This window comes from Streptomyces sp. NPDC093149 (assembly GCF_044754145.1).
Lineage (GTDB): Bacteria > Actinomycetota > Actinomycetes > Streptomycetales > Streptomycetaceae > Streptomyces.
Window position 1 is genome coordinate 77,236 of sequence record NZ_JBIVON010000001.1, and the last position, 20,482, is coordinate 97,717.

The 20,482-nt window shown below is 70.7% G+C and carries 20 protein-coding genes and 1 pseudogene; 11 read left to right on the forward strand and 10 right to left on the reverse strand.

The window, feature by feature from the left end; translation table 11 throughout:
• Positions 1 to 67: 67 nt before the first annotated feature.
• The 3 genes from ACIQCZ_RS00395 to ACIQCZ_RS00405 form a co-directional block, all read right to left on the reverse strand.
• Positions 68 to 589 carry a DUF2199 domain-containing protein gene (locus ACIQCZ_RS00395; protein ID WP_402278311.1) on the reverse strand — a complete coding sequence of 174 codons (522 nt, stop codon included), beginning with the start codon at positions 587 to 589 and terminating at the stop codon, positions 68 to 70.
• 115 nt (positions 590 to 704) lie between these two features.
• Positions 705 to 1,619 carry an oxidoreductase gene (locus ACIQCZ_RS00400; protein ID WP_402278313.1) on the reverse strand — a complete coding sequence of 305 codons (915 nt, stop codon included), beginning with the start codon at positions 1,617 to 1,619 and terminating at the stop codon, positions 705 to 707.
• Positions 1,620 to 1,882: 263 nt separating this feature from the next.
• On the reverse strand, positions 1,883 to 2,587 hold the full coding sequence (locus ACIQCZ_RS00405; protein WP_402278315.1) for an alpha/beta fold hydrolase: 705 nt from the start codon (positions 2,585 to 2,587) through the stop codon (positions 1,883 to 1,885).
• Positions 2,588 to 2,791: 204 nt separating this feature from the next.
• On the opposite strand from ACIQCZ_RS00405, the gene ACIQCZ_RS00410 reads away from it, so the two are divergent.
• Positions 2,792 to 3,358, forward strand: a complete 567-nt coding sequence (locus tag ACIQCZ_RS00410) for an O-methyltransferase (protein WP_402278317.1) — start codon at positions 2,792 to 2,794, stop codon at positions 3,356 to 3,358.
• 221 nt (positions 3,359 to 3,579) lie between these two features.
• Here ACIQCZ_RS00410 and ACIQCZ_RS00415 read toward each other — a convergent pair whose 3' ends face one another.
• From ACIQCZ_RS00415 to ACIQCZ_RS00425, 3 genes and pseudogenes are all read right to left on the reverse strand, one after another.
• Positions 3,580 to 5,970, reverse strand: a complete 2,391-nt coding sequence (locus ACIQCZ_RS00415) for an ATP-binding cassette domain-containing protein (RefSeq protein WP_402278319.1) — start codon at positions 5,968 to 5,970, stop codon at positions 3,580 to 3,582.
• Positions 5,971 to 6,084: 114 nt separating this feature from the next.
• A pseudogene (locus ACIQCZ_RS00420) lies at positions 6,085 to 6,228 on the reverse strand (VOC family protein); the annotation flags it as partial.
• A 58-nt stretch (positions 6,229 to 6,286) separates the two neighbouring features.
• A complete protein-coding gene (locus ACIQCZ_RS00425; protein WP_402280145.1) occupies positions 6,287 to 6,757 on the reverse strand; it encodes a helix-turn-helix transcriptional regulator in 471 nt (156 codons plus the stop codon).
• A 268-nt stretch (positions 6,758 to 7,025) separates the two neighbouring features.
• On the opposite strand from ACIQCZ_RS00425, the gene ACIQCZ_RS00430 reads away from it, so the two are divergent.
• From ACIQCZ_RS00430 to ACIQCZ_RS00445, 4 genes are all read left to right on the forward strand, one after another.
• The gene (locus ACIQCZ_RS00430) at positions 7,026 to 7,397 is read left to right on the forward strand and encodes a VOC family protein (protein WP_402278321.1); all 372 of its coding nucleotides are present in this window, start codon (positions 7,026 to 7,028) and stop codon (positions 7,395 to 7,397) included.
• Between the two features lie 185 nt (positions 7,398 to 7,582).
• The gene (locus ACIQCZ_RS00435) at positions 7,583 to 8,086 is read left to right on the forward strand and encodes a helix-turn-helix domain-containing protein (RefSeq protein ID WP_376279295.1); all 504 of its coding nucleotides are present in this window, start codon (positions 7,583 to 7,585) and stop codon (positions 8,084 to 8,086) included.
• Positions 8,087 to 8,113: 27 nt separating this feature from the next.
• On the forward strand, positions 8,114 to 8,782 hold the full coding sequence (locus ACIQCZ_RS00440) for a hypothetical protein (RefSeq protein WP_402278323.1): 669 nt from the start codon (positions 8,114 to 8,116) through the stop codon (positions 8,780 to 8,782).
• A 167-nt stretch (positions 8,783 to 8,949) separates the two neighbouring features.
• Positions 8,950 to 9,282: a DUF2516 family protein gene (locus ACIQCZ_RS00445; protein ID WP_351075332.1), complete on the forward strand. Its 333-nt coding sequence runs from the start codon at positions 8,950 to 8,952 to the stop codon at positions 9,280 to 9,282.
• Here ACIQCZ_RS00445 and ACIQCZ_RS00450 read toward each other — a convergent pair.
• The 3 genes from ACIQCZ_RS00450 to ACIQCZ_RS00460 all read right to left on the reverse strand — a co-directional run bounded on the left by ACIQCZ_RS00450 (position 9,264) and on the right by ACIQCZ_RS00460 (position 13,073).
• The gene (locus ACIQCZ_RS00450) at positions 9,264 to 10,661 is read right to left on the reverse strand and encodes a PP2C family protein-serine/threonine phosphatase (protein ID WP_402278325.1); all 1,398 of its coding nucleotides are present in this window, start codon (positions 10,659 to 10,661) and stop codon (positions 9,264 to 9,266) included. The two genes, ACIQCZ_RS00445 and ACIQCZ_RS00450, sit on opposite strands and share 19 nt — an antisense overlap.
• A gap of 298 nt (positions 10,662 to 10,959) precedes the next feature.
• A complete protein-coding gene (locus tag ACIQCZ_RS00455) occupies positions 10,960 to 12,036 on the reverse strand; it encodes an NlpC/P60 family protein (RefSeq protein ID WP_402278327.1) in 1,077 nt (358 codons plus the stop codon).
• A 245-nt stretch (positions 12,037 to 12,281) separates the two neighbouring features.
• Positions 12,282 to 13,073 carry a class I SAM-dependent methyltransferase gene (locus ACIQCZ_RS00460; RefSeq protein WP_402278329.1) on the reverse strand — a complete coding sequence of 264 codons (792 nt, stop codon included), beginning with the start codon at positions 13,071 to 13,073 and terminating at the stop codon, positions 12,282 to 12,284.
• A gap of 194 nt (positions 13,074 to 13,267) precedes the next feature.
• Between ACIQCZ_RS00460 and mshA the strand changes: the two genes are divergently transcribed.
• From mshA to ACIQCZ_RS00475, 3 genes are all read left to right on the forward strand, one after another.
• Complete coding sequence (gene mshA / locus ACIQCZ_RS00465; RefSeq protein ID WP_402278331.1) at positions 13,268 to 14,620, forward strand: D-inositol-3-phosphate glycosyltransferase; 1,353 nt, start codon at positions 13,268 to 13,270, stop codon at positions 14,618 to 14,620.
• Positions 14,613 to 15,140, forward strand: coding sequence for a YbjN domain-containing protein (locus ACIQCZ_RS00470; RefSeq protein WP_402278333.1), 528 nt, complete (start codon positions 14,613 to 14,615; stop codon positions 15,138 to 15,140). The genes mshA and ACIQCZ_RS00470 overlap by 8 nt, the downstream gene beginning before the upstream one ends.
• A 429-nt stretch (positions 15,141 to 15,569) precedes the next feature.
• Positions 15,570 to 17,165 (forward strand): glycosyl hydrolase family 28-related protein, encoded by a 1,596-nt coding sequence (locus ACIQCZ_RS00475; RefSeq protein WP_402280147.1) that lies wholly within the window; start codon positions 15,570 to 15,572, stop codon positions 17,163 to 17,165.
• A gap of 25 nt (positions 17,166 to 17,190) precedes the next feature.
• Here the strand turns inward: ACIQCZ_RS00475 and ACIQCZ_RS00480 are convergent, their stop codons facing one another.
• The gene (locus ACIQCZ_RS00480) at positions 17,191 to 18,201 is read right to left on the reverse strand and encodes a phosphotransferase family protein (protein ID WP_402278335.1); all 1,011 of its coding nucleotides are present in this window, start codon (positions 18,199 to 18,201) and stop codon (positions 17,191 to 17,193) included.
• Between the two features lie 186 nt (positions 18,202 to 18,387).
• Here ACIQCZ_RS00480 and ACIQCZ_RS00485 point away from each other — a divergent pair, with 186 nt between their 5' ends.
• From ACIQCZ_RS00485 to ACIQCZ_RS00495, 3 genes are all read left to right on the forward strand, one after another.
• Positions 18,388 to 19,173, forward strand: coding sequence for a hypothetical protein (locus ACIQCZ_RS00485; RefSeq protein ID WP_402278336.1), 786 nt, complete (start codon positions 18,388 to 18,390; stop codon positions 19,171 to 19,173).
• A gap of 122 nt (positions 19,174 to 19,295) precedes the next feature.
• Entirely contained in the window at positions 19,296 to 19,637 is a 342-nt protein-coding gene (locus tag ACIQCZ_RS00490) for an SCO0607 family lipoprotein (protein WP_402278338.1), read from the forward strand.
• 384 nt (positions 19,638 to 20,021) lie between these two features.
• A complete protein-coding gene (locus ACIQCZ_RS00495; RefSeq protein ID WP_327280831.1) occupies positions 20,022 to 20,477 on the forward strand; it encodes a VOC family protein in 456 nt (151 codons plus the stop codon).
• The last annotated feature ends 5 nt before the right edge of the window (positions 20,478 to 20,482 follow it).

Here is a 20,482-nt window from a genome sequence, read left to right on the forward strand (position 1 = left end):
GCGGCGACGGCGTCGGTGAGGGTGCCCCGCCGCTCCCGCCACCGCCGGGTGTGTCCGGCGGGACCGTTCAGGCACGGACGTCGTTGCCGTGCAGCACTGCTTCCGCGATCTCCCGCACCCGGTCGCGCGTGATGCCGGTGCGCTGTTCCACGGCGAGGGGATGATCGGTGGGCTCCAGCTCGATGCGGGGGCGCAGGCCGATCGGGCGGGTGTGGGCGTTCGTCTTGAGGTTGGTCGTGCGCGGTGAGTACAGCCCCAACTCGGTGCTCAGCCAGCCGAAGTAGGGCTGCTCGGACTCGCGGCCGGGGGTCTCCCACACATCGAGGGCGCGGCCGAAGCTCTCCCGGCTGAGCGAGACCCACACACCCCAGGAGAAGGGCTCCTCGCTGCCGAGGACGGGCAGCTCGATCAGGCCCTTGATGAAGTAGTGCTCGTGCCTGACGATGCACTGGTCCGAGGAGAGCATGCTGTCGGGGTCGCTCTCCAGGCTCGCGTCCCAGATGTCGGGTGCCATGGTCGAGTACCCCATCGGCAGTTCCGCGTGGTGTTCGCCGCAGCAGGAGCAGGTGTAGCCGGGGTCGGTAGCCATGGGCGGGATCCTAAGGGTTGACCCGTGATCCCTGGCGGGCGCACGACGACCCGAGTCGGGGATTCGTCCGTCGGCCCCGGGCCGGGGGCACGGCCCCCGGCCCTTCGCCGTCCGGCTACTCGCGACGCCCGAGCAGCGCCATGTCGTCCTCGTCGAGGGCCAGCCGGCCGGCGGCCATGTTCTCTTCGAGGTGGGCGAGCGAAGCGGTACCGGGGATCTGCACGATCGAGGGCGAGCGGGCCAGTCCCCACGCGAGGGCGACCTGGTGCGCCGTCGCACCGTGGCGTTCCGCGACCTTCCGGAGGTTCTCGCCGGCGAGTTCGGTGTGCCCGCCGCCGAGCGCGAAGAACGGCATGTACGCGATACCGGCGTCCGCGCACTCGTCGACGAGGGCCGCGTCCGCCTGGTCGAGCACGCTGAACCGGTTCTGCACGGCGACGACCGGAGCGATCGAGCGGGCCTCCGCGAGCTGTCCGGCCGTCACATTGCTGACGCCGAGCTGCCGGATCAGCCCTTCCTCGCGCAGCGCGGCCAGCACGGCGAACCGCTCGCCGAGCGACTCGGCGAGCCCCGAACCCAGCCGCCCCACCCGCAGGTTCACCAGGTCGAGAGTGTCGACCCCGAGGTCCTCCAGATTCCGTTCCACCTCCGCGCGCAGCTGGTCGGGGCGGGCCTCGGCGTACATCTCACCCGTCTCGTCCCGCAGCGGGCCGACCTTGGTGGCGATGGTGACGTCCGCCGGGTACGGGTACAGCGCTTCGCGCAGGAGGTCGTTGGCGCGGTGGGTGTCGGAGAAGTAGAAGGCGGCGGTGTCGATGTGCCGCGCCCCGAGCTCGACGGCGCGACGGGCCACGGCCACGGCTTTCGCCGTGTCACCGGCGGGCCCGCTCCACCGCCCCGGCAGCTGCATCGCCCCGAAACCGAGGCGTGGGACGGTGACGGTGCCGCCCAGGTCGAAGGTGCCGGGGCCGGGGGCCGGGGATGAGGGCGAGGCCGGATCCGGGTCCGGGCCGATCGATGAGAAGGTCATGCGGGGCAGCATGACCGCCCAAGGGCCGGATCCGCACATCCATTTCCCGGGCCCGCGCGCCGGGCTCAGAGCCTGTCGGGTGACCTTCGATCGGACAGCGGACGCGGTATGGTGCGTGCGATTCCAAGGCGCCGGAAGGTCCTCGGATGGGGTCTCCCCTGCTCCTTGAGAGCTTGGGGAAGGAGCTACCAGGGCATTTCGGCAACGCGGGAAGCGTGCGTGCCAGGGCGTGGCCGCCCGGTCAGAGGTCGCCCGACAGGCTCTCAGGCCCTCACGGCCGATCGGTGCAGGATCTGTGCCAGCTCGCGCGGCCGGGAGAACATCGGCCAGTGGCCGGTGTCCATCTTCACCAGCTCCCAGTGCTCCTCGGCGGCCAGCAGTTCGGTCACGACGTCCTTCGGTTCGTCGCCGTCGAGCAGGCACTTGATGTACGTGGCCGGAAGCTCGCCGAGCGGACGCGGCAGCACGGCGGGCTCGGTCAGTGTGGTGCCCGGGTGCGGAGTCGAGCCGTCCACGATGCGGGCGATCTGCTCGTCGGTGAGGCCCTGGCCCTCGTAATCGGCGGCGGTGAGCGGCGCCCAGAATCCGCCGTTCCCGGTGATCGTGGCCTCCAGCGCCGCCGGGCCGTTCCACCAGCCGGAGGCGAACGACTTGCCGTCGACCGGAACCTCGGAGTCGACGAAGACCACGCGGGCCAGCCGGTCACCGATCCGCATCCCGGCCTGACCGACCGGGATGCCCGAGTAGCTGTGGCCGACCAGGACGACATCGTGGAGATCGTGGCGCTCCACCTCGTCGACGATGTCCTGGACGTGGGTCTGCTGTCCTGCCCGCACATCCCGCTTCTCCGCGAGACCGGACAGTGTCACCGGATGGGTGCCGTGCCCGGCCGCGCGCAACTCGGACACCACCTCGTCCCACGCCCACGATCCGAGCCATGCGCCTGCCACCAGTACGAATTCAGCCATGGCGGCAACATATCGCGGAGGTACCGCCGCTCGCTCCGGTTCGGAGCAGGCATCGACCGGCGTGCGGCCCGTGGTGACGCCCGGCCCGCGGCGGACTCGCCGGTGCTTCGACCGTGCAGGTCCGTCCGGTCCGTACACGCCGATTCCGCGCGGACGCCTCTGTCGGCGGATAGCGTCGTGTTCACGGCGAAGGGGAGCGTGATCATGGCAGAACGTGAGGTCCCGCCTCGCGTGGTGGCGGCAGAGCGTGTCGCCCGCGAGGCGGGATTCAAGAAGAGTTGCATCCCTGAAGTGGGCAGGCTGCTCAGGCTGGCCGCCGCTGCGAAACCCCACGGAATCGTTGCGGAGAGCGGCACGGGCTCGGGCGTCGGCACCGCCTGGCTGCACAGTGGCCTCGGCGCCGGTGCCCGCCTGGTCACCGTGGAGCGGGACGAGGAGCTGGCCCGTCGGGCGGCCGGTGTCTTCGCGGACGACGAGCGGGTCAGTGTTCTCACCGGGGACTGGCGGCTGCTTGAGCAGCACGGCCCCTTCGACGTCTTCTTCTGCGACGGCGGGGGCAAACGCGACGACCCCCGGAGAGTCGTCGAACTGCTTGCTCCCGGTGGCCTTCTCGTCCTGGACGACTTCACCCCCTCGCCCCATTGGCCGCCCCGTTTCGGCGGCGAAGTGGATGAGCTCCGCATGTTCTACCTCACTCATCCGGCACTGGACGCCACTGAAATACTCACAACACCAGCCAGTTCAGTGGTTGTCGGGGCACGCCGCCTCTGACGGTGCCGCTCGTCCGGGTCGTGCCGGGCGCGGGTGCCCGCGTCAGTACATGGACGGTGCCCCGGGACGTCGTGCCGACACGGCGCGCGCGCAGACCGTGGGACGAGTCGAAGAAGCGGGGAGAGCTCGTCCCACGGTGTCCGCGAGGGACTGGGGCCTCTCGTTCGGATCACGCCGGGCTCGCGGGGTCCGGCCCCGATCCGAACGAAAGCCCCCCCGGGTCAGCTGCCGACGTAGGCCGCGAGGTGCTCGCCGGTGAGGGTGGAGCGGGCGGCGACGAGGTCGGCGGGGGTGCCCTCGAAGACGATCCGGCCGCCGTCGTGGCCGGCGCCGGGGCCGAGGTCGATGATCCAGTCGGCGTGCGCCATGACCGCCGGGTGGTGCTCGACGACGACGACCGACTTGCCGGAGTCGACGAGCCGGTCGAGCAGGCCGAGGAGCTGCTCGACGTCGGCGAGGTGCAGGCCGGTGGTCGGCTCGTCGAGGACGTAGACGCCGCCCTTCTCGGCCATGTGCGTGGCCAGCCTGAGCCGCTGCCGCTCGCCGCCGGACAGCGTGGTCAGCGGCTGGCCGAGGCTGAGATAACCGAGCCCGACGTCGGCGAGCCGCTGCAGGATCCTGTGCGCGGCCGGCGTGCGCGCCTCGCCCTCGGCGAAGAACTCCTCGGCCTCGGACACCGACATCGCGAGCACCTCGCTGATGTCACGGCCGCCGAGGTGGTATTCGAGGACCGATGCCTGGAACCGCTTGCCCTCGCACTCCTCGCAGGGGATGGCGACGCCCGCCATCATCGCCAGGTCGGTGTAGACGACGCCGACACCGTTGCACGTCGGGCAGGCGCCCTCGGAGTTGGCGCTGAACAGCGCCGGCTTCACGCCGTTGACCTTCGCGAACGCCTTGCGGATCGGGTCGAGCAGCCCGGTGTACGTCGCCGGGTTGCTGCGGCGGGAGCCCTTGATGGCTCCCTGGTCGACCGAGACCACACCCTCGCCGGAAGGGATCGATCCGTGCACGAGCGAGCTCTTGCCGGAGCCTGCGACACCGGTGACCACGCAGAGCACCCCGAGCGGGATGTCGACGTCGACGCTTTGCAGGTTGTGGGAGGTGGCGCCGCGGATCTCCAGCGCCCCGGAGGGCCCCCGCACCGTCTCCTTGACGGCGGCCCGGTCGTCGAAGTGGCGGCCGGTGACGGTGCCGCCACTTCGCAGCCCTTCGACCGTGCCCTCGAAACAGACGGTGCCGCCCGCCGAGCCGGCGCCGGGGCCGAGGTCGACGACATGGTCGGCGATCGCGATCGTCTGCGGCTTGTGTTCCACGACGAGCACCGTGTTGCCCTTGTCCCGCAGGCGCAGGAGCAGGTTGTTCATCCGGCTGATGTCATGGGGGTGCAGGCCCGTGGTGGGCTCGTCGAAGACGTACGTCGTATCGGTGAGCGAGGAGCCGAGGTGGCGGACCATCTTGACGCGCTGCGCCTCGCCGCCCGACAGCGTGCCCGCCGGGCGGTCGAGCGCGAGGTAGCCGAGGCCGATCTCCACGAACGAGTCCAGCGTCTGCTGCAGCGCGGTGAGCAGCGGCGCCACCGAAGGCTCCTCGATGCCGCGCACCCATGCGGCCAGGTCGCGGATCTCCATCGCGCAGGCGTCGGCGATGCTGATCCGCCCGATCTTCGACGACCGGGCCCCCTCGCTGAGCCGGGTGCCGTCGCACTCGGGGCAGGTGGTGAAGGTGACCGCCCGCTCCACGAACGCGCGGATGTGCGGCTGCAGTGCCTCCTTGTCCTTGGAGAGCATCGACTTCTGGATCTTGGGGATCAGCCCCTCGTAGGTGAGGTTCACGCCCTCGACCTTCACCTTGGTCGGCTCCCGGTGGAGGAAGTCCCGCATCTCCTTCTCGCTGAACTCGCGGATCGGCTTGTCCGGGTCGAGGAAGCCCGACTCGGCGTAGACCCGCACGGTCCAGAAGCTGTCCGACTTCCAGCCGGGGATGGTGAACGCGCCCTCGGCGAGCGACTTGGAGTCGTCGTAGAGCTGGGTGAGGTCGATGTCGGAGACCGTGCCGCGGCCCTCGCAGCGCGTGCACATGCCGCCGGTGCGGTTGAAGGTCGCCTTCACCGCCTTCTTGTTGCCGCGCTCGACGGTGATGGCGCCGCTCGCCCGGACCGAGGCGGTGTTGAAGGAGTACGCGCTGGGCGGGCCGATGTGCGGCTTCCCGAGCCGGCTGAAGAGGATGCGCAGCATCGCGTTGGCGTCGGTGGCGGTGCCGACGGTGGAGCGCGGGTCGGCGCCCATCCGCTGCTGGTCGACGATGATCGCCGTCGTCAGCCCTTCGAGCACGTCGACCTCGGGCCGCGCCGGCGTCGGCATGAATCCCTGCACGAAGGCGCTGTAGGTCTCGTTGATCAGCCGCTGCGACTCCGCGGCGATCGTGTTGAACACCAGAGAGCTCTTGCCCGAGCCGGAGACACCGGTGAACACCGTCAGCCTGCGCTTCGGTATCTCGACGCTGACGTCCTTGAGATTGTTCACGCGCGCGCCGTGCACGCGGATCAGTGCGTGGCTGTCGGCGATGTTCTGCGCAGGCGACTGCGGGTCCGTGCTCGTGGCCGTGCTCATCCTGTCTCCATCTGTTGCGCGGGACCGCCTTCGCGGTCTTTGTCGGTGTCGCTCGGCTCGTTCCGACCGGCTTCGAGCAGTACGTCCACTACGTCCACTACGTACCGGCCGGGCTCACCCGCTGCGGCGCCGGGCGAAGCGCAGCATGTCGCCCGCGGGGGCGCGGAAGGCGCAGTCGCGGACCCCGTACGGCTGGTCGATCGGTGCCCGGAGCACGTCGGCGCCCGAGGCCTGGATGTGCCCGAAGGCGGCGTCGCAGGCGTGGTCGTCGACGGCGACGAAGCACTGCGAAAGCTTGATTTCCATGGACCTCACGCTACGGACGGGCCGTGTGCTCCGCTTCTTTGTTCCTGACCGGTTCTGCCTCTCCGGCCGGTTCCGCCTCCTCGGTCCGTTCCGCGATTCCGGCCGGTTCCGCCTTCCGCGTCCGGTCGCGTTCCTTGTCCCTGACCGGGCGCGTGAGGATCTTGGCGACGCAGGCCGGGATGCCCGCGCCCTGCTCGTGCGCGCGCGCTCGGTACGAGCTCGGGCTCTCGCCCACCAGCTCGGTGAACCGCGAGCTGAACGACCCCAGCGACGTGCACCCGACGGCGAAGCAGACCTCCGTCACCGACAGGTCACCGCGCCGCAGCAGGGCCTTGGCCCGCTCGATCCTGCGCGTCATCAGGTAGCTGTACGGCGTCTCTCCGAAGGCGGCGCGGAAGCTGCGGGAGAAGTGGCCGGGCGACATGTGGGACGCGCGTGCCAGCGCGGGGACATCGAGCGGTTCCGCGTAGGAGCGGTCCATCAGGTCGCGGGCCCGGCGGAGCCGGACCAGGTCCGATAGCGTCACCGGTCCAGCATCGCACGGACGCCACGCGGTGCGACGTCGTCGTCGTGCGGGCCGGGGCTGGTCGTCATGGCCAAGCGGCCCGACAGGCTCTGAGGGTCGGGCGTCAAAAGCGGCAGGTGCCTACGGGCGAGTGGGACGGGTTGGCGGCCGGTGTCCCGTTCAACCGTATGCAGCCGCCCCACGGTGTGCGTCGCGAAGATCCACCCATCCACCCGGAGGTGACATGCCCCTGCAGATGAAGCTGAGCGCGATAACCCTCGACTGCCCTGATCCGCCGGCTCTGGCGGCGTTCTATCAGCAGGCCACCGGCCTCGCACCCCACCCGAAGTCGAACGCCGACTTCGCGGGTCTCGACCGTGAGGACGGTCTCTTCATCGGCTTTCAGCGGGTTGCCGACTACCGGGCTCCGAGCTGGCCTGATCAAACCGTTCCGCAGCAGCTGCACATCTGCTTCACGGTCGAGGAGGACTTGGACGAGGCCGAGGCCCGCCTGCTGGAGCTGGGCGCGGGCAAACCGGATCAGCAGCCTCACCAGGACAGGTGGCGGGTCCTCACCGATCCGGCCGGGCATCCCTTCTGCATCGTCAGTAGCTGATCAGGGGGTTCAGGAGGGCCTCGATCCGTCCGGCTGTGTCCGTGACGGCCGCGCTGCTGAGTCGTTGGGGCCGGACAGGAACGGACAGGCGGGGCGCGTGGGCGGACCCGTCCGTGCGAGTGGTGTGGCGCACTTTTGCAAGCAGGTGCTTGCAAAAGTTAGCAAGGGTGGCGCACCATTGATGTATGGCATCCCTCAACGTCGGCAATCTCGGTGAGTATCTGCGCGAGCAGCGGCGCAACGCGCAGCTGTCGCTGCGGCAGCTCGCCGATGCCGCCGGGGTGTCCAATCCCTACCTCAGCCAGATCGAGCGCGGGCTGCGCAAGCCGAGCGCCGAGGTGCTGCAGCAGGTCGCCAAGGCGCTGCGGATCTCCGCCGAGACCCTGTATGTGCGGGCCGGGATTCTGGATGAGCGGGAGCGGGAGGAGCTGGAGACGCGGGCGGTGATTCTGGCCGACCCGTCCATAAACGAGCGGCAGAAGAGTGTGCTGCTGCAGATCTACGACTCCTTCCGCAAGGAGAACGGGTTCGAGCCCGGACCGGAATCCGGCGCCGAAGCCGGATCGGAGACCGGCGGCGAGTCCGGATCGGGCGCCGGAGCGGACGGTCGCCCCGGCGCCGACGGCCACCGCACGGCCGGCGGCAGCGATGCCGGCCCGGCTTCAAGGCCTTCAAAACCCTCACATTGAGTCTGATGATCCGGGAGGACCACAGTCATGGCCATCACCGATGACCTGCGCAAGACCCTCACCGACCCGACCCCCCTCTACTTCGCCGCCGGCACGGCCGACCTCGCCGTCGAGCAGGCGCGCAAGGTCCCGGCGCTGATCGAGCAGCTGCGTGCCGAGGCGCCGGAGCGTATCGAGGCCGTGCGCAACGCCGACCCCAAGGCCGTGCAGGAGAAGGTGACCTCGCAGGCCAAGGAGGCGCAGGCCACCGTGCAGGCCAAGGTCACCGAGGTGATCGGGTCGTTCGACAGCGATCTGCGGAAGCTGGGCGAGAATGCCCAGGACCTGGCGATGCGGAGTCTGGGAGTGGCTGCGGAGTACGCGGTCCGGGCCCGGGAGACGTACGAGAAGGTCGCCGAGCGCGGTGAGCAGACCGTGCGGAACTGGCGTGGTGAGACGGCCGACGAGATCGTCGAGATCGCCGTCGTCGTCGAGCCGCGCAAGGAGTCCAGGCCCACGGGCACCGCGAAGACGGAGCCGGGCGCCAGGCCGGGGCAGTCCACCAGGCCGGGGCAGACCGCCAAGCCGGGGCCGGCCAAGCCGTCGCCCGCTCCGAAGGCCGTCAAGCCGGAGGGCAAGGCCCCGGCCGCGTCCGCCAAGAAGGCGCCCGCGCGCAAGCCCGCCGCGAAGAAGACCACTCCGCCGACCGCGAAGTAGGGCCGTTCGCCCGGATCGGCCCGGCACGATCCGAACGAGAGGTTCTGGGCCTCGGCGCCGCCGGGGTGTGTACGGGGCGACGAGCCGGGCACCTTTCTGGGTGCCCGGCTCGTTGTCCCGGTACCTTGGCCGCGAGGCGCTCATCCATTCATTAGGCGGTGCACACCATGTTGCTCACAGGATTCAGCACACTCGTCTGGCTGCTCTACATGGTCATGCTCGTCCTGGCCGTGGTCGCCCTGTTCATGGCCGCGACGGCGCGTGAGGACGCCTACCGCGCCGCGGACAAGCAGAAGAAGTCCTTCTGGCTGATCATCCTCGGTATCACCGTCGCCGTGAATCTCTTCGTGCCGATGCTGTTCCTGCAGATCGCGGGACTGGTCGCGTCCATCGTCTTCCTGGTCGACGTACGGCCCGCGCTGAAGGCGGTCTCGGGCGGCGGCCGGCGCGGCGGCTCCAGCAGTGACGGGCCGTACGGGCCCTACAACGGCGGGCGTTGAGCGTTCGCGGCGTACGCGGGGGCCGTGGGTGAGACCGATTCGGGGCGCGGGTGCGGGATGCTCGCGCCCCGGTCGCCGTCCGTGTCCTCGCGCCGGATGAGTTCCTGGTCGCGGTCGAGCAGGAGGACCGCGACGTCGTCGGTCAGCTCGCCGCCGTTCAGCTCGCGGACCCGGGTGACCGCGGCCTCCAGGAGATCCTCGCCGACGAGCCCCTCCGCCAGCTGCTGGTCGATCATCGCGACCATTCCGTCCTGACCGAGCCGCTGGGTGCTGTCCGGCCCCACACGCCCCTCGATCAGCCCGTCCGTGTACATCATCAGGCTCCAGGAACCGCCGAGCTCCACCTGTCGGAGCGGCCATGCGGCATCCCCTTTTCGAAGCGCCTGGGGAAGGGCTTCACGGGGCAGCAGGCCCAGGGCGGGGCCGCCGTCCTCGTACGGGAGAAGGCACGCGGTGCGGCCGTGCCGCGCGATCAGCGGGGCCGGGTGGCCCGCCAGGCAGAGGCCGGCGTGCCTGCCGTCGGGTGCGATGTCGACGGTGCACAGCGTCGCGAAGATCTCCTCGCTCTGCCGCTCGTGCTCCAGGACCTGCTGGAGCGTGGAGAGCAGTTCGTCGCCGCAGAGGCCGGCCAGGGTCAACGCCCGCCACGCTATGCGCAGTTCCACGCCGAGCGCCGCCTCGTCCGGGCCGTGCCCGCAGACGTCGCCGATCATCGCGTGGACGGTGCCGTCGGGTGTGCGCACCGTGTCGTAGAAGTCTCCGCCGAGCAGCGCGCGGCTGCGGCCGGGGCGGTAGCGGGCCGCGAAGCGGAGATCGGAGCCTTCGAGCAGCGGGGTGGGCAGCAGGCCGCGTTCGAGGCGGGCGTTCTCCTGGGCGCGCAGCCGGGACTCGGTGAGCTGGTGCTGTGCCACGTCGGCGCGCTTGCGTTCGACGGCGTAGCGGATGGCACGGCTGAGCAGGCGCCCGTCGAGTTCGCCGCGGAAGAGGTAGTCCTGCGCCCCGACCCGTACCGCCTCGGCGGCCAGCTCGACGTCGTCCTCCGCCGTGAGGGCGAGGACGGCATGGCGCGGGGCGATCCGCAGGACGTGCTTGAGGGCGGCGAGCCGGTCGGCCTCCTCCGCTCCGGTGGAGCGGGCCTCGCCGCCGGTCGGCAGGGCCAGGTCCAGCAGCACGCAGTCCACGTCGTCCGTGAGGAGGCGGCCCGCCTCGGTCAGGTTGCGGGCGGTGCGGATACGGACCCGGGTACCGGCCGCGGCCGGAAGCTCGGGGACGGTGAAGGTGCCCGCCGGATCGTCCCCGATCACCAGAAGGGTGAGGTCGGTGCCATGGGAGGTCTCCGCAGGGGGGACGGCGCGCTGCTGCGGTACGGGTACGGGCATCGGTTCAGGTTTCCTTCCCTCCCCCCGAGGGCGCGGCGGAGCGACGATCGACGATCCGCCAGACGGGGACCATAGCGGTCCGCGGCCGGGGAACGGAATGGCGTACCGCACGCGACCGCCGTCCTGCGCACCGGCATAAGCCGCGTCACGTCACGGATCCGGCGGGATGAGCGGGGGCGGGGGCGTGTGTGGGGGCATGACAAAGGTCACGCGGGGCGGTGGGGACGGGTGGCGCGGGTCACTGCGGTGGGGCCGCCCCTCTCCGCGCGGCCGGTGACCGCGTGTTCGAAGGTGTGCGTCACTTGTCCGGGCGGACCACTCCGAGGATCTGCATCGAACCCGCACCCGCCAGCGTGACGTTCCGGCCGGGGCGGGGGGCGTGGACGATGGCGCCGTCGCCGATGTACATGCCCACGTGGCTGGCGTCGCTGAAGTAGATGATCAGATCGCCGGGGCGCATGTCCTTGATGTCGATGTGCCGGAGCAGCCGCCACTGCTCCTGCGAGGTGCGCGGGATGGGACGGCCCGCCGCCGCCCAGGCCTGTGACGTCAGACCCGAGCAGTCGTACGACTTGGGGCCCTCGGCCCCCCAGACGTACGGCTTGCCGATCTGCGCCGTCGCGAAGGCCACCGCCTTCTTCCCGCTCGCGCTCGCCTCGCGGTTGATGTCCTTCAGCGCACCGGAACTGAGCCAGGCCGTCTGGAGCTTGTACTCGGCCTCCTGCTCCAGCTTCAGCAGACGGGCCCGCTCCTCCTTCTTCAGCCGGGATTCCAGCTTCTTCGCCGCGGCGATCTGCGCGTTGATCTTCTTCTTGGCCTCGGCCTGTTCGAGGCGGCCGGCTTCGAGCTTCTCCCAGTTGGCGCTCGCGTCCTGGGTGTACGTCTCCAGGTCCTGCTGGGTCCTGGTCAGTTCGCCGAGGACGCCCTGGGCGGCCTGCTGGCCCTCCCTGACGCGGTTCACCCCGTCCAGGAACAGCTGCGGGTCGTCGCTGAGCATGAACTGCGCGCCGGGCGGGAGCCCGCCGGTGCGGTACTGCTCGCGGGCCTGGGCGCCCGCCTGGGCCTTGAGCTCGGCGATCTTCGCCTGCCCCTGCACGATGGCCCGAGCCAGCCTGACGATCTCGCCGGACTGCTTCTTGGCCTTCTCCTCGGCGAGGTTGTACGCATCGGTGGCCGCCCCGGCCTTGCGGTAGAGGTCGTCGATCTCCTCGCGCACCTCTTCGAGGGTCTTCTTCGGCGCCTTCGGCCCGGACTGGTGCTGTGTCACGGAGGGGGAGGGGGGTGCGGGCGCGGCGAACGCCTGGGCCGGTGCGGTGAGTGCGGTCAGTGCGCAGACCAGAGTGATCGCGGCTGCGGCACAGTGACGTCGGTTCACGAGATCCCCCTCCGAATGAATCCAATGAATCTGATTTACCGTCAGTAACTTTTCGCCGTCGACGAGATCGTGCCATGCCGTACCGAAAAGCAACAGAGGCGCACAGGCGCTGTCCTGACGGTCACGGAGGTCGGTCTGCGCCCCGGAGCGCTCCCCGCGTCCCGGGGACCGCTCCCCATCTCAGGACGAACGATGCGCCGCCCGCGTTCCCGTCCGCCTCCCCGGGCGTGGGTCCGCCGGGGCTGTCAGCGCGTGTCGGGCTGCCGGTCGGGCCGGAGCGCGGCCCACTTCACCGTGACCTCGCCCTGGCGCCACCGACGTACCCCGTCGGTCAGCGGCCAGTCGCCCGACAGCGCCCGCACCGCCGTGATCCAGCGCTGCCGGGCGCCCAGCGAGGCGTACGGGGCGGCCGCGGCCCAGGCCCGGTCGAAGTCCCGGAGGAACGCGTGGACCGGTTCGCCCGGCACGTTGCGGTGGATCAGCGCCTTGGGCAGGCGTTCCGCGAGGTCGGAGGGGCGGTCCAGGGAGCCGAGCCGGGTCGCGAAGGTCACCGTGCGCGGGCCCTCGGGACCGAGCGCCACCCATACGTGCCGTCGCCCGATCTCGTCGCAGGTGCCCTCCACCAGTAGCCCGCCCGGCGCGAGGCGTGCGCACAGCCGTGCCCAGACCGCGGCGACCTCGCCCTCGTCGTACTGGCGCAGCACGTTCGCCGCCCTGATGAGGTCGGGGCGCTCGGGGAGCGGGATCTCGAAGCCGCCGTGCAGGAAGGTGAGGCCCTCGCGTTCGTACGGTTTCGCCGCCGCGACCCGCTCCGGGTCGATCTCGATGCCGACCACGGTGGTGCGCGGCTCGGCGGTGCGCAGGCGCTGCAGCAGCTCGACGGCCGTCCAGGGGGCGGCGCCGTACCCGAGGTCGACGGCCACGGGGGCGGCGGCGCGGCGCAGGGCCGGGCCGTGGGTGGCGGCGATCCAGCGGTCCATGCGGCGGAGCCGGTTCGGGTTGGTGGTCCCGCGGGTCGGGGTGCCGATGGGGCGCATGCAAGCGAGCGTAACGATCCCGTGGGGTGCCGGGACGGCGCGGGTGCCGGGCCGGGGCGCCGGCCGGGCGTACGGCCCACGCGCCGTAATGATTTGGTAAAGCGGAAATGAAAGGAGAGGTTCCGCTGTTGCAGCCCTCGAAAGGGGCTCCAGTCCCTTCGCTGTCATGCCCTGAGTGAGGAGGACCGGACGACGTGAGTCAGTACGTCTCCCGGCTCGGCAGCAGCCGTGTCGCGCCGCGTCTCAGGTTCCCCGCAGCCTTCCCCGGCGGCCACCGCAGACCCCGTCGCATCGCGATGCTCTCGGTGCACACCTCTCCGTTGCACCAGCCGGGCACGGGTGACGCGGGCGGCATGAACGTCTACATCGTGGAGCTGGCCAAGCGCCTCGCCGCGATCAACATCGAGGTCGAGATCTTCACCCGGTCCACCACCGGCGGGCTGCCCCCGGCGGTCGACCTGGCGCCCGGCGTCCTGGTCCGCCACGTCGACGCGGGGCCGTACGAAGGCCTGGCCAAGGAGGAGCTGCCCGCCCAGCTCTGCGCCTTCACGCACGGCGTCATGCAGGCGTGGGCCGGCCAGCGCCCCGGCTACTACGACCTGGTCCACTCCCACTACTGGCTCTCCGGCCACGTCGGCTGGCTCGCCACCCAGCGCTGGGGCGTCCCGCTCGTCCACGCCATGCACACCATGGCGAAGGTGAAGAACGCGTCGCTCGCGGAGGGCGACACCCCCGAGCCCGCCGCCCGCGTCATCGGCGAGACCCAGATCGTCAGCGCGGCGGACCGGCTGATCGCGAACACCGCCGAGGAGGCGGACGAGCTCGTCCGCTTCTACGACGCCGATCCCGGGTCCGTCGCCGTCGTCCACCCCGGGGTCAACCTCGATCGCTTCCGCCCCGCCGACGGGCGCGCCGCGGCCCGAGCGCGCCTCGGACTGCCGCAGGACGCCCTGATCCCGCTCTTCGCGGGCCGCATCCAGCCGCTGAAGGCCCCGGACGTGCTGCTGCGCGCCGTCGCCGCCCTGCTGGACCATGACCCCTCGCTGCGCACCCGTATGGTCGTACCGGTCGTCGGCGGACCGAGCGGCAGCGGGCTCGCCAAGCCGGAGGGGCTGCAGAAGCTGGCGGCACGGCTGGGCATCGCCGATGTCGTACGGTTCCAGCCGCCGGTCGGGCAGGACCGGCTCGCCGACTGGTTCCGCGCCGCTTCCGTGCTGGTCATGCCCTCGTACAGCGAGTCCTTCGGTCTGGTCGCCATCGAGGCCCAGGCGGCGGGCACCCCCGTCGTCGCGGCGGCCGTGGGCGGCCTTCCGGTGGCGGTGCGGGACGGGGTCAGCGGCTTTCTGATACCCGGGCACGACCCACAGGCGTACGCGCGGGCACTGGCCCGGTTCGCCGAAGCGCCGGAACTGGTCGCCCGGATGGGGACCGCCGCCGCCGCGCACGCCCAGGGCTTCGGCTGGGACACCGCCGCCTCCGCGACCGCCGACGTGTACACGGCAGCGGTGCAGGAACATCGCCGTCGCGTACGCTCGCACCATGGCTGACGTACCCGATCGAGCGGTGACGACGCAGGTCGCGCAGGTCGCGCAGATCATCGAGGCGACCCTGAAGGACGCCGGGCTCGAATGGGAGAGCCCCGAGTCCGGCAGCTACGTCGTCAAGCTCCCCGGCACACGGAAGCTGTCCACCACCTGCTCGCTACGGGTCGGCAAGCACTCGCTCTCCCTCAACGCCTTCGTCGTCCGCCACCCGGACGAGAACGACGCGGCGGTCCATCGCTGGCTTCTGGAGCGCAACCTCCGTCTCTTCGGCGTGAGTTACGCGATCGACCAGCTGGGCGACATCTACCTGGTCGGCAAGCTGCCGCTCTCCGTGGTCACCCCGCGGGAGCTGGACCGGCTGCTCGGTACGGTCCTGGAGGCGGCCGACGGCTCGTTCAACACCCTGCTGGAGCTGGGCTTCGCGAGCGCGATCCGCAAGGAGTACGCGTGGCGGGTGTCGCGCGGCGAGTCCACTCGGAACCTGGACGCGTTCACACATCTGACCCAGCGCTCCGAACGCTGACCCGCTGACCTTCGTGGGCGGCTCGACCGGCCCGGCCGAACGGTCCGCCGCAGTGGCTCGGTCGGCCGACCGTACCGGCCGACCGGAACGACCGGACCGGGCCGACGTCCTCTGTTGACGTTCTCCGTCGGCGTCGTTCGCCGCCCCCCTGTGGGCGTCCTCGGTCCGGTTCCCTGCCGAAGATTTCCCCGGCGCACGCCTCTTTCGCCGCGCCGGGGTGCCGTGACATGCTCACCGCCGACGCAGATATGAATGTTGTTCACATGCATGAAAGGTGGCGGATTCATGGCGACCATGGGGAACATCAGCAGACGGGGGCTGCTCGGCAGCGCCGTGGCCGTCGCGGCGGCGGTCGGCGGCGTCATCGGTGGCGGTACGGCGTCCGCCGCCACCCGCGACACCACGTCCGGTACGGGGCGGACGACCGCCATGAGCCGGGGGGCCACCGCGGCCGGCCCGCGCGCCACCCCGCTCTGGCGGGAGTTCGCCGCCGCCCCCTTCACCCACCCCCAGGTCCCGTTCGTCGGCCGCGCCGGCTACCGCGGCGGTTCCGAGCTGCCCCGCCGCAAGGGGCGCGGCTTCGTCGCCGATGTCCTGGACTACGGCGCGAAGCCGGACAGCTCGGCCGACGCCGCCCCCGCGATCAACCGTGCCATCGCCGCTGCCGGAGAGCGCGGCGGCGGCACGGTGCTCATCCCCGCCGGCACGTACCGCATCGACGACATCATCCGGATCGGCCACAGCGACGTGGTGGTCCGCGGTGCGGGAAGCGGACGGACCACGCTGTACGCGACCAAGAACCTCACCGAACTGATCGGCGTGTACGGCAGCCGCTACGGCGGCGACAAGTCCAGTTGGTCCTGGGCGGGCGGCCTCATCTGGCTCTGCCCGAAGGAACGTTGGAGCTCCCTCACCGAAGCGATCAGGGCCGGGGCCTGGCCCTTCGAGGGCTGGACCGGCAACCGGCGCGACGAGTGGCGGACCCTGACCACCGTCGCCCCCGCCCGCCGGGGCGACCGTGCGATCACCGTCCACGACACGTCGAAGCTGAAGCGCGGGGGACTCGTCCTGCTCCGTCTCGCCGACGACGCCGGCCACACGCTCCTGGAGCACATGGCGGGCGGCGGCCCCGGCCCCGAGGCGTACTACTGGGACGACAAGACCAAGCTGACGTCGTACGTCCCCTACGAGTGGCCGGTCCTCGTCACCTCCGTGCACGGACACCGGGTCACGCTGGAGCGCCCGCTTCCGCTCGATGTCCGCCCCGAGTGGGATCCACGGCTGACCACGCTCGTCGCCCCGCTCACCGGCTCCGGAGTCGAGGGCCTCACACTCGAAGTGGTCGAGACCCCGCAGTCGCAGCATCTGCTCGACAAGGGGTACAACGGGGTCGCGTTCCAGTGCGCGTACGACTGCTGGGCCGACGACGTCACCGTCCGCCATGTCGACAACGGTTTCGGGCTGATCGGCGCGTCCGCCTGCACCCTGCGCCGCACGCGGGTCGGAGGGCGTGGCTCGCACCACCCGTACTACTGCCGCGAGGGTTCGCACGACAACCTCATCGAGGACTTCACGATCGAGCGGCGCACCGTACCGGCTCCCGCCGGAACCCAGCTGCACGGCATCAACGTCGAGGGCCTGTCCAGCTACAACGTCTGGTCGCGCGGGGTGATGGAGATGGGGACGTTCGACTCCCACCGCGGCATGCCGTTCGCCAACGTCCGTACCGACATCACCGTCGACAACAACGGGCGCCACGGCGGCGACGCGAGCGCGGGACCGCTCTTCGGCGCCCGGTTCACGCACTGGAACATCCGGGTCACCAACGGGCGGGCCGGCCTGATGCGGATCGACGGGCTCGCCCCGTACAGCGCGACGGTCGGCGTCAGCGAGGTGACGGAGTTCGACCAGATCGACGTCCCGGACTTCACCGGAGATCTGCACACCCGGCTGGAGGCGTACGGCACACCGGCAGCGGTCTGGCCGCCCAATCTGTACGAGGCCCAGCGGGCCTCGGACCGCTGAGGACGAAGGGCGGCGGGCGCTGCGTTCAGTCCCCGGTGCGCAGCGCCGACTCCACGTCCGCCAGGGCCGATTCGAGCTGCGGTGCGACCGCGGTCCACGCCCACTCCCGGTCCTCCCGGGACGCGCGGCGCGGGACGGTCTCCACCAGCATGATCAGGTAGAGGTAGCAGCGGTAGAGCGCCAGTCGCAGCCGCACGGACGCGTCGAACGCGATGCCGCGCCCGTCGCCCTCCGCGTACCCGGCGAGGAAGTCCGCGTCCTCCTCCACGTTCCCGAACAGCGCGAGCGACACGAAGTCGGCGACCGGGTCGCCCCAGAACATCCGCTCCCCGTCGATGACTCCGCCGATGGCGCGCGCGCCGGGTTCCCCGTCGACGAGAAGGTTGCCCTGCCACAGGTCGAAGTGGACCAGGGCGGGCCGGGTGACGTCGTCGAGCACGGGCGACGCGGCGGCGAGCAGCGCGCGGACAGCGGCCGTCGGGCGCGGCAGCCGGGCGCGATAGGTGTCCGCGTCGGCGAGGACGGCATCGGTCATGGCGGTGAACGCCTGTCGCCAGGTCGGGGCGAGCGGGCCCACGGCCCGTCCCGGATAGCCGAAGCCGCCGGACCCGGTGACGGAGTGCAGCCGGGCGACGATCCGCCCCAGGTCGCGGCGGAGCCGGCGTCCTTCCGCGGCGGACAGGGCGTCGGGAGCGAACTCGTTCCAGGGCCGGCCCGGACAGGCCGACATGATCACGTACGGGCCGGTCGGGGCGTTCGGGTCGAGCTCGCTGTGCAGGACGCGGGGGATGACCGTCGACCCGGCCGCCCGGGTGTAGAACTCGACCTCGTTGACCAGGAGATCGCGCTCGTAACTCATCAGGGTTCCGGCCGTCGCGGGCGGTGGAGTCTTCACCACCCAGTCGTCGCCGTCGGTGAGAGTCACACGAGTGACGGCATTGAACGTGCCTCCGCTGAGGGGCACCCGTGCGGCTATCCGGTCCGCGGTCACGCCAACTGAGCTGAGCACGGCCGATGTTGTGTCATCTGGCAGCATGTACGGAATTGCCCCTCTGTGTTGCGGTCCGGTGGAGACCGCGGCGGCCCGGGGCGCCTTCACGGGATGATCACGGCGCCGTCACGATCGCATCCCGTCCCCCCTTTGATTGATCATCAAACCAACTCCCGCTCATAGAGTGAGCAAAACCCGAAGAATCAGCTCAGAGAGACGGATCCCCGGACCATGCGACCCACCGTCATACGCCGTACCGCCGTTGCCGCCAGCACGGTGTGCCTGGCCCTGCTCGCCACCGCCTGCGGCGGCGGCTCGGACTCCGGGTCCGGTGACAAGGGTGCGGACGCCAAGGGCAAGGACTCCGCCGCGAAGCCGGCCGCCAAGGCGCTGACCGCCGCCGAGCTGGAGAAGGCCGCGCTGGCCCAGGGCGACGTCAAGGGGCACAAGATCTCCAAGGCCGCGGCCAAGGATGTGGTCTCCGTCGACGACATCAAGGTCGCGAAGGAGGTCTGTGCTCCGCTGGCCGACGCGCTGATGGGTGCGCAGGTGGGTGAGCCGGGCGCGTTCACCAAGCGGACGGTGGTCAGCGAGCCCAAGAAGGGCAGCATGGACAAGCAGGGCACGGACGCCGAGGGGGCGTTCAAGGCGGCGTTCGACATCACGACGACGCAGCTCGCCCTCGGTTCGTACGACGGCAAGGGCGCGGAGGAATCGGTCGCCGCGCTGCGCACCGCCGCCACCGAGTGCGCGGGCGGGTTCGACTTCACTGCGGCCGGCGAGAAGCAGAAGGTCAGCAAGATCACCGAGGAGAAGGTCGAGGGCGGCGAGGACGCGGCCGCCTGGACGGTCCAGCTGGAACAGGACGGGGAGAAGGTCCAGTTGAAGCTCGTGGCCCTGCGCCAGGGCCCGTCGTTCGCCTCGTTCTCCTCGATGAACCTGGCCGCGATGGGTGGTGGCGGAGACTTCGAGCTGCCGACCGCGGTGGTCGAGGCGCAGGCCGCGAAGCTGGCCTGAGGCTTCGGACCGGGGGCGGGGGGGACGAGTACCTGACGTCCCGATCGTGAGTACTCGTACTCACGACCGGTGTTTCGCGCTCCGGGCAGGCTGGTAGTACCAGTCAGCAGCGAGGAGCGAACATGTATGGGATCAGCCGACTCGGCCGGGTGGCGTCCGCGAGGGGCGGGCGCCGCCTGAGCCGTTCCGCAGCCGGGCTCGCCCTGGCCGCCGCGAGCGTTGCGGCGCTGACCACGGGCTGCTCGATGCAGGACGCGAGCTGCAGCGGCGGCGAGTACCCGGTCATGACGATCGGGGGCACCGGATCGGCCTGCGTGTCCGACGGCGAGGACCCGCCGAAGGGGTACGTCCGGTACCCGAAGGGCAAGGTCCCCGAGCACGTGGACGACAAGTGGGACGTGTACTGGCGGACCCACAGCGTGGACAAGGACGGCCGGATCATCGAAGTCCCGACCGGTTCCTAGTGCCTCTCCCGGCAGGTTTTGCCCCGTCGCGCCGCCCAGCACGCACGCTCGCGGCGTTGGCCAGAAGTCCTGGTAGCTCCGCTACAAGGACTTCCGGCCGCCTTGCGATCGCACGCACTGGACGACACTCCTCACGGGGCGAACATTGCCGGTCACGGCACTGGTGCTGTGGCCGGAAGGGTTGCCGGGAAGCTCGCGGCGTCCGGTGCGGTGCATCGCGGGCGGAGGATCGCCCTCGTACTGGACGTACTTCGGGTGATGCGACAACGCGGCGAGGCGAGGTGCCGTGCCGCGCGTCGCGAGTCGGTGAACCTTTCCGGTCGCAGCACTGGGGCCTGTTTCGAAAGTGGATCGTCTGTCAGTCCTGCCTGGGATGCTCCGAGCATGGAGATGACAGTGCAGCTGACGATCGACTGTTCCGATCCGCAGAGAATGGTGACTTTCTGGGCCGAGGCCTTGGGGTATGTGCCTGAGCCTCCGCCGGGCGGGCACGCCACGTGGCGTGCTTACTGGGCGGCGGTGGGGGTGCCCGAGGCAGAGTTGCCGGCCGGTGCCGGGGATATTCCGGAGTCGATCATCGATCCCGCGGGACGTGGGCCGAGGATGTGGTTCCAGCAGGTTCCGGAGCCGAAGGTCGCCAAGAACCGGTGGCACTTCGACCTGAAGGTCGGTGGGGGCCGGGACGTCCCACTGGACGTCCGCACGCAGCGGGTCAAAGCTACGGTGGAACGGCTGGTCAAAGCTGGTGCCACCGTGCTGCGGATCAAGGATGAGCCGGACATGGGGCTCTACGCCGCCGCTATGCAGGACCCCGAGGGCAACGAATTCGATGTCGTCTGAGGGCC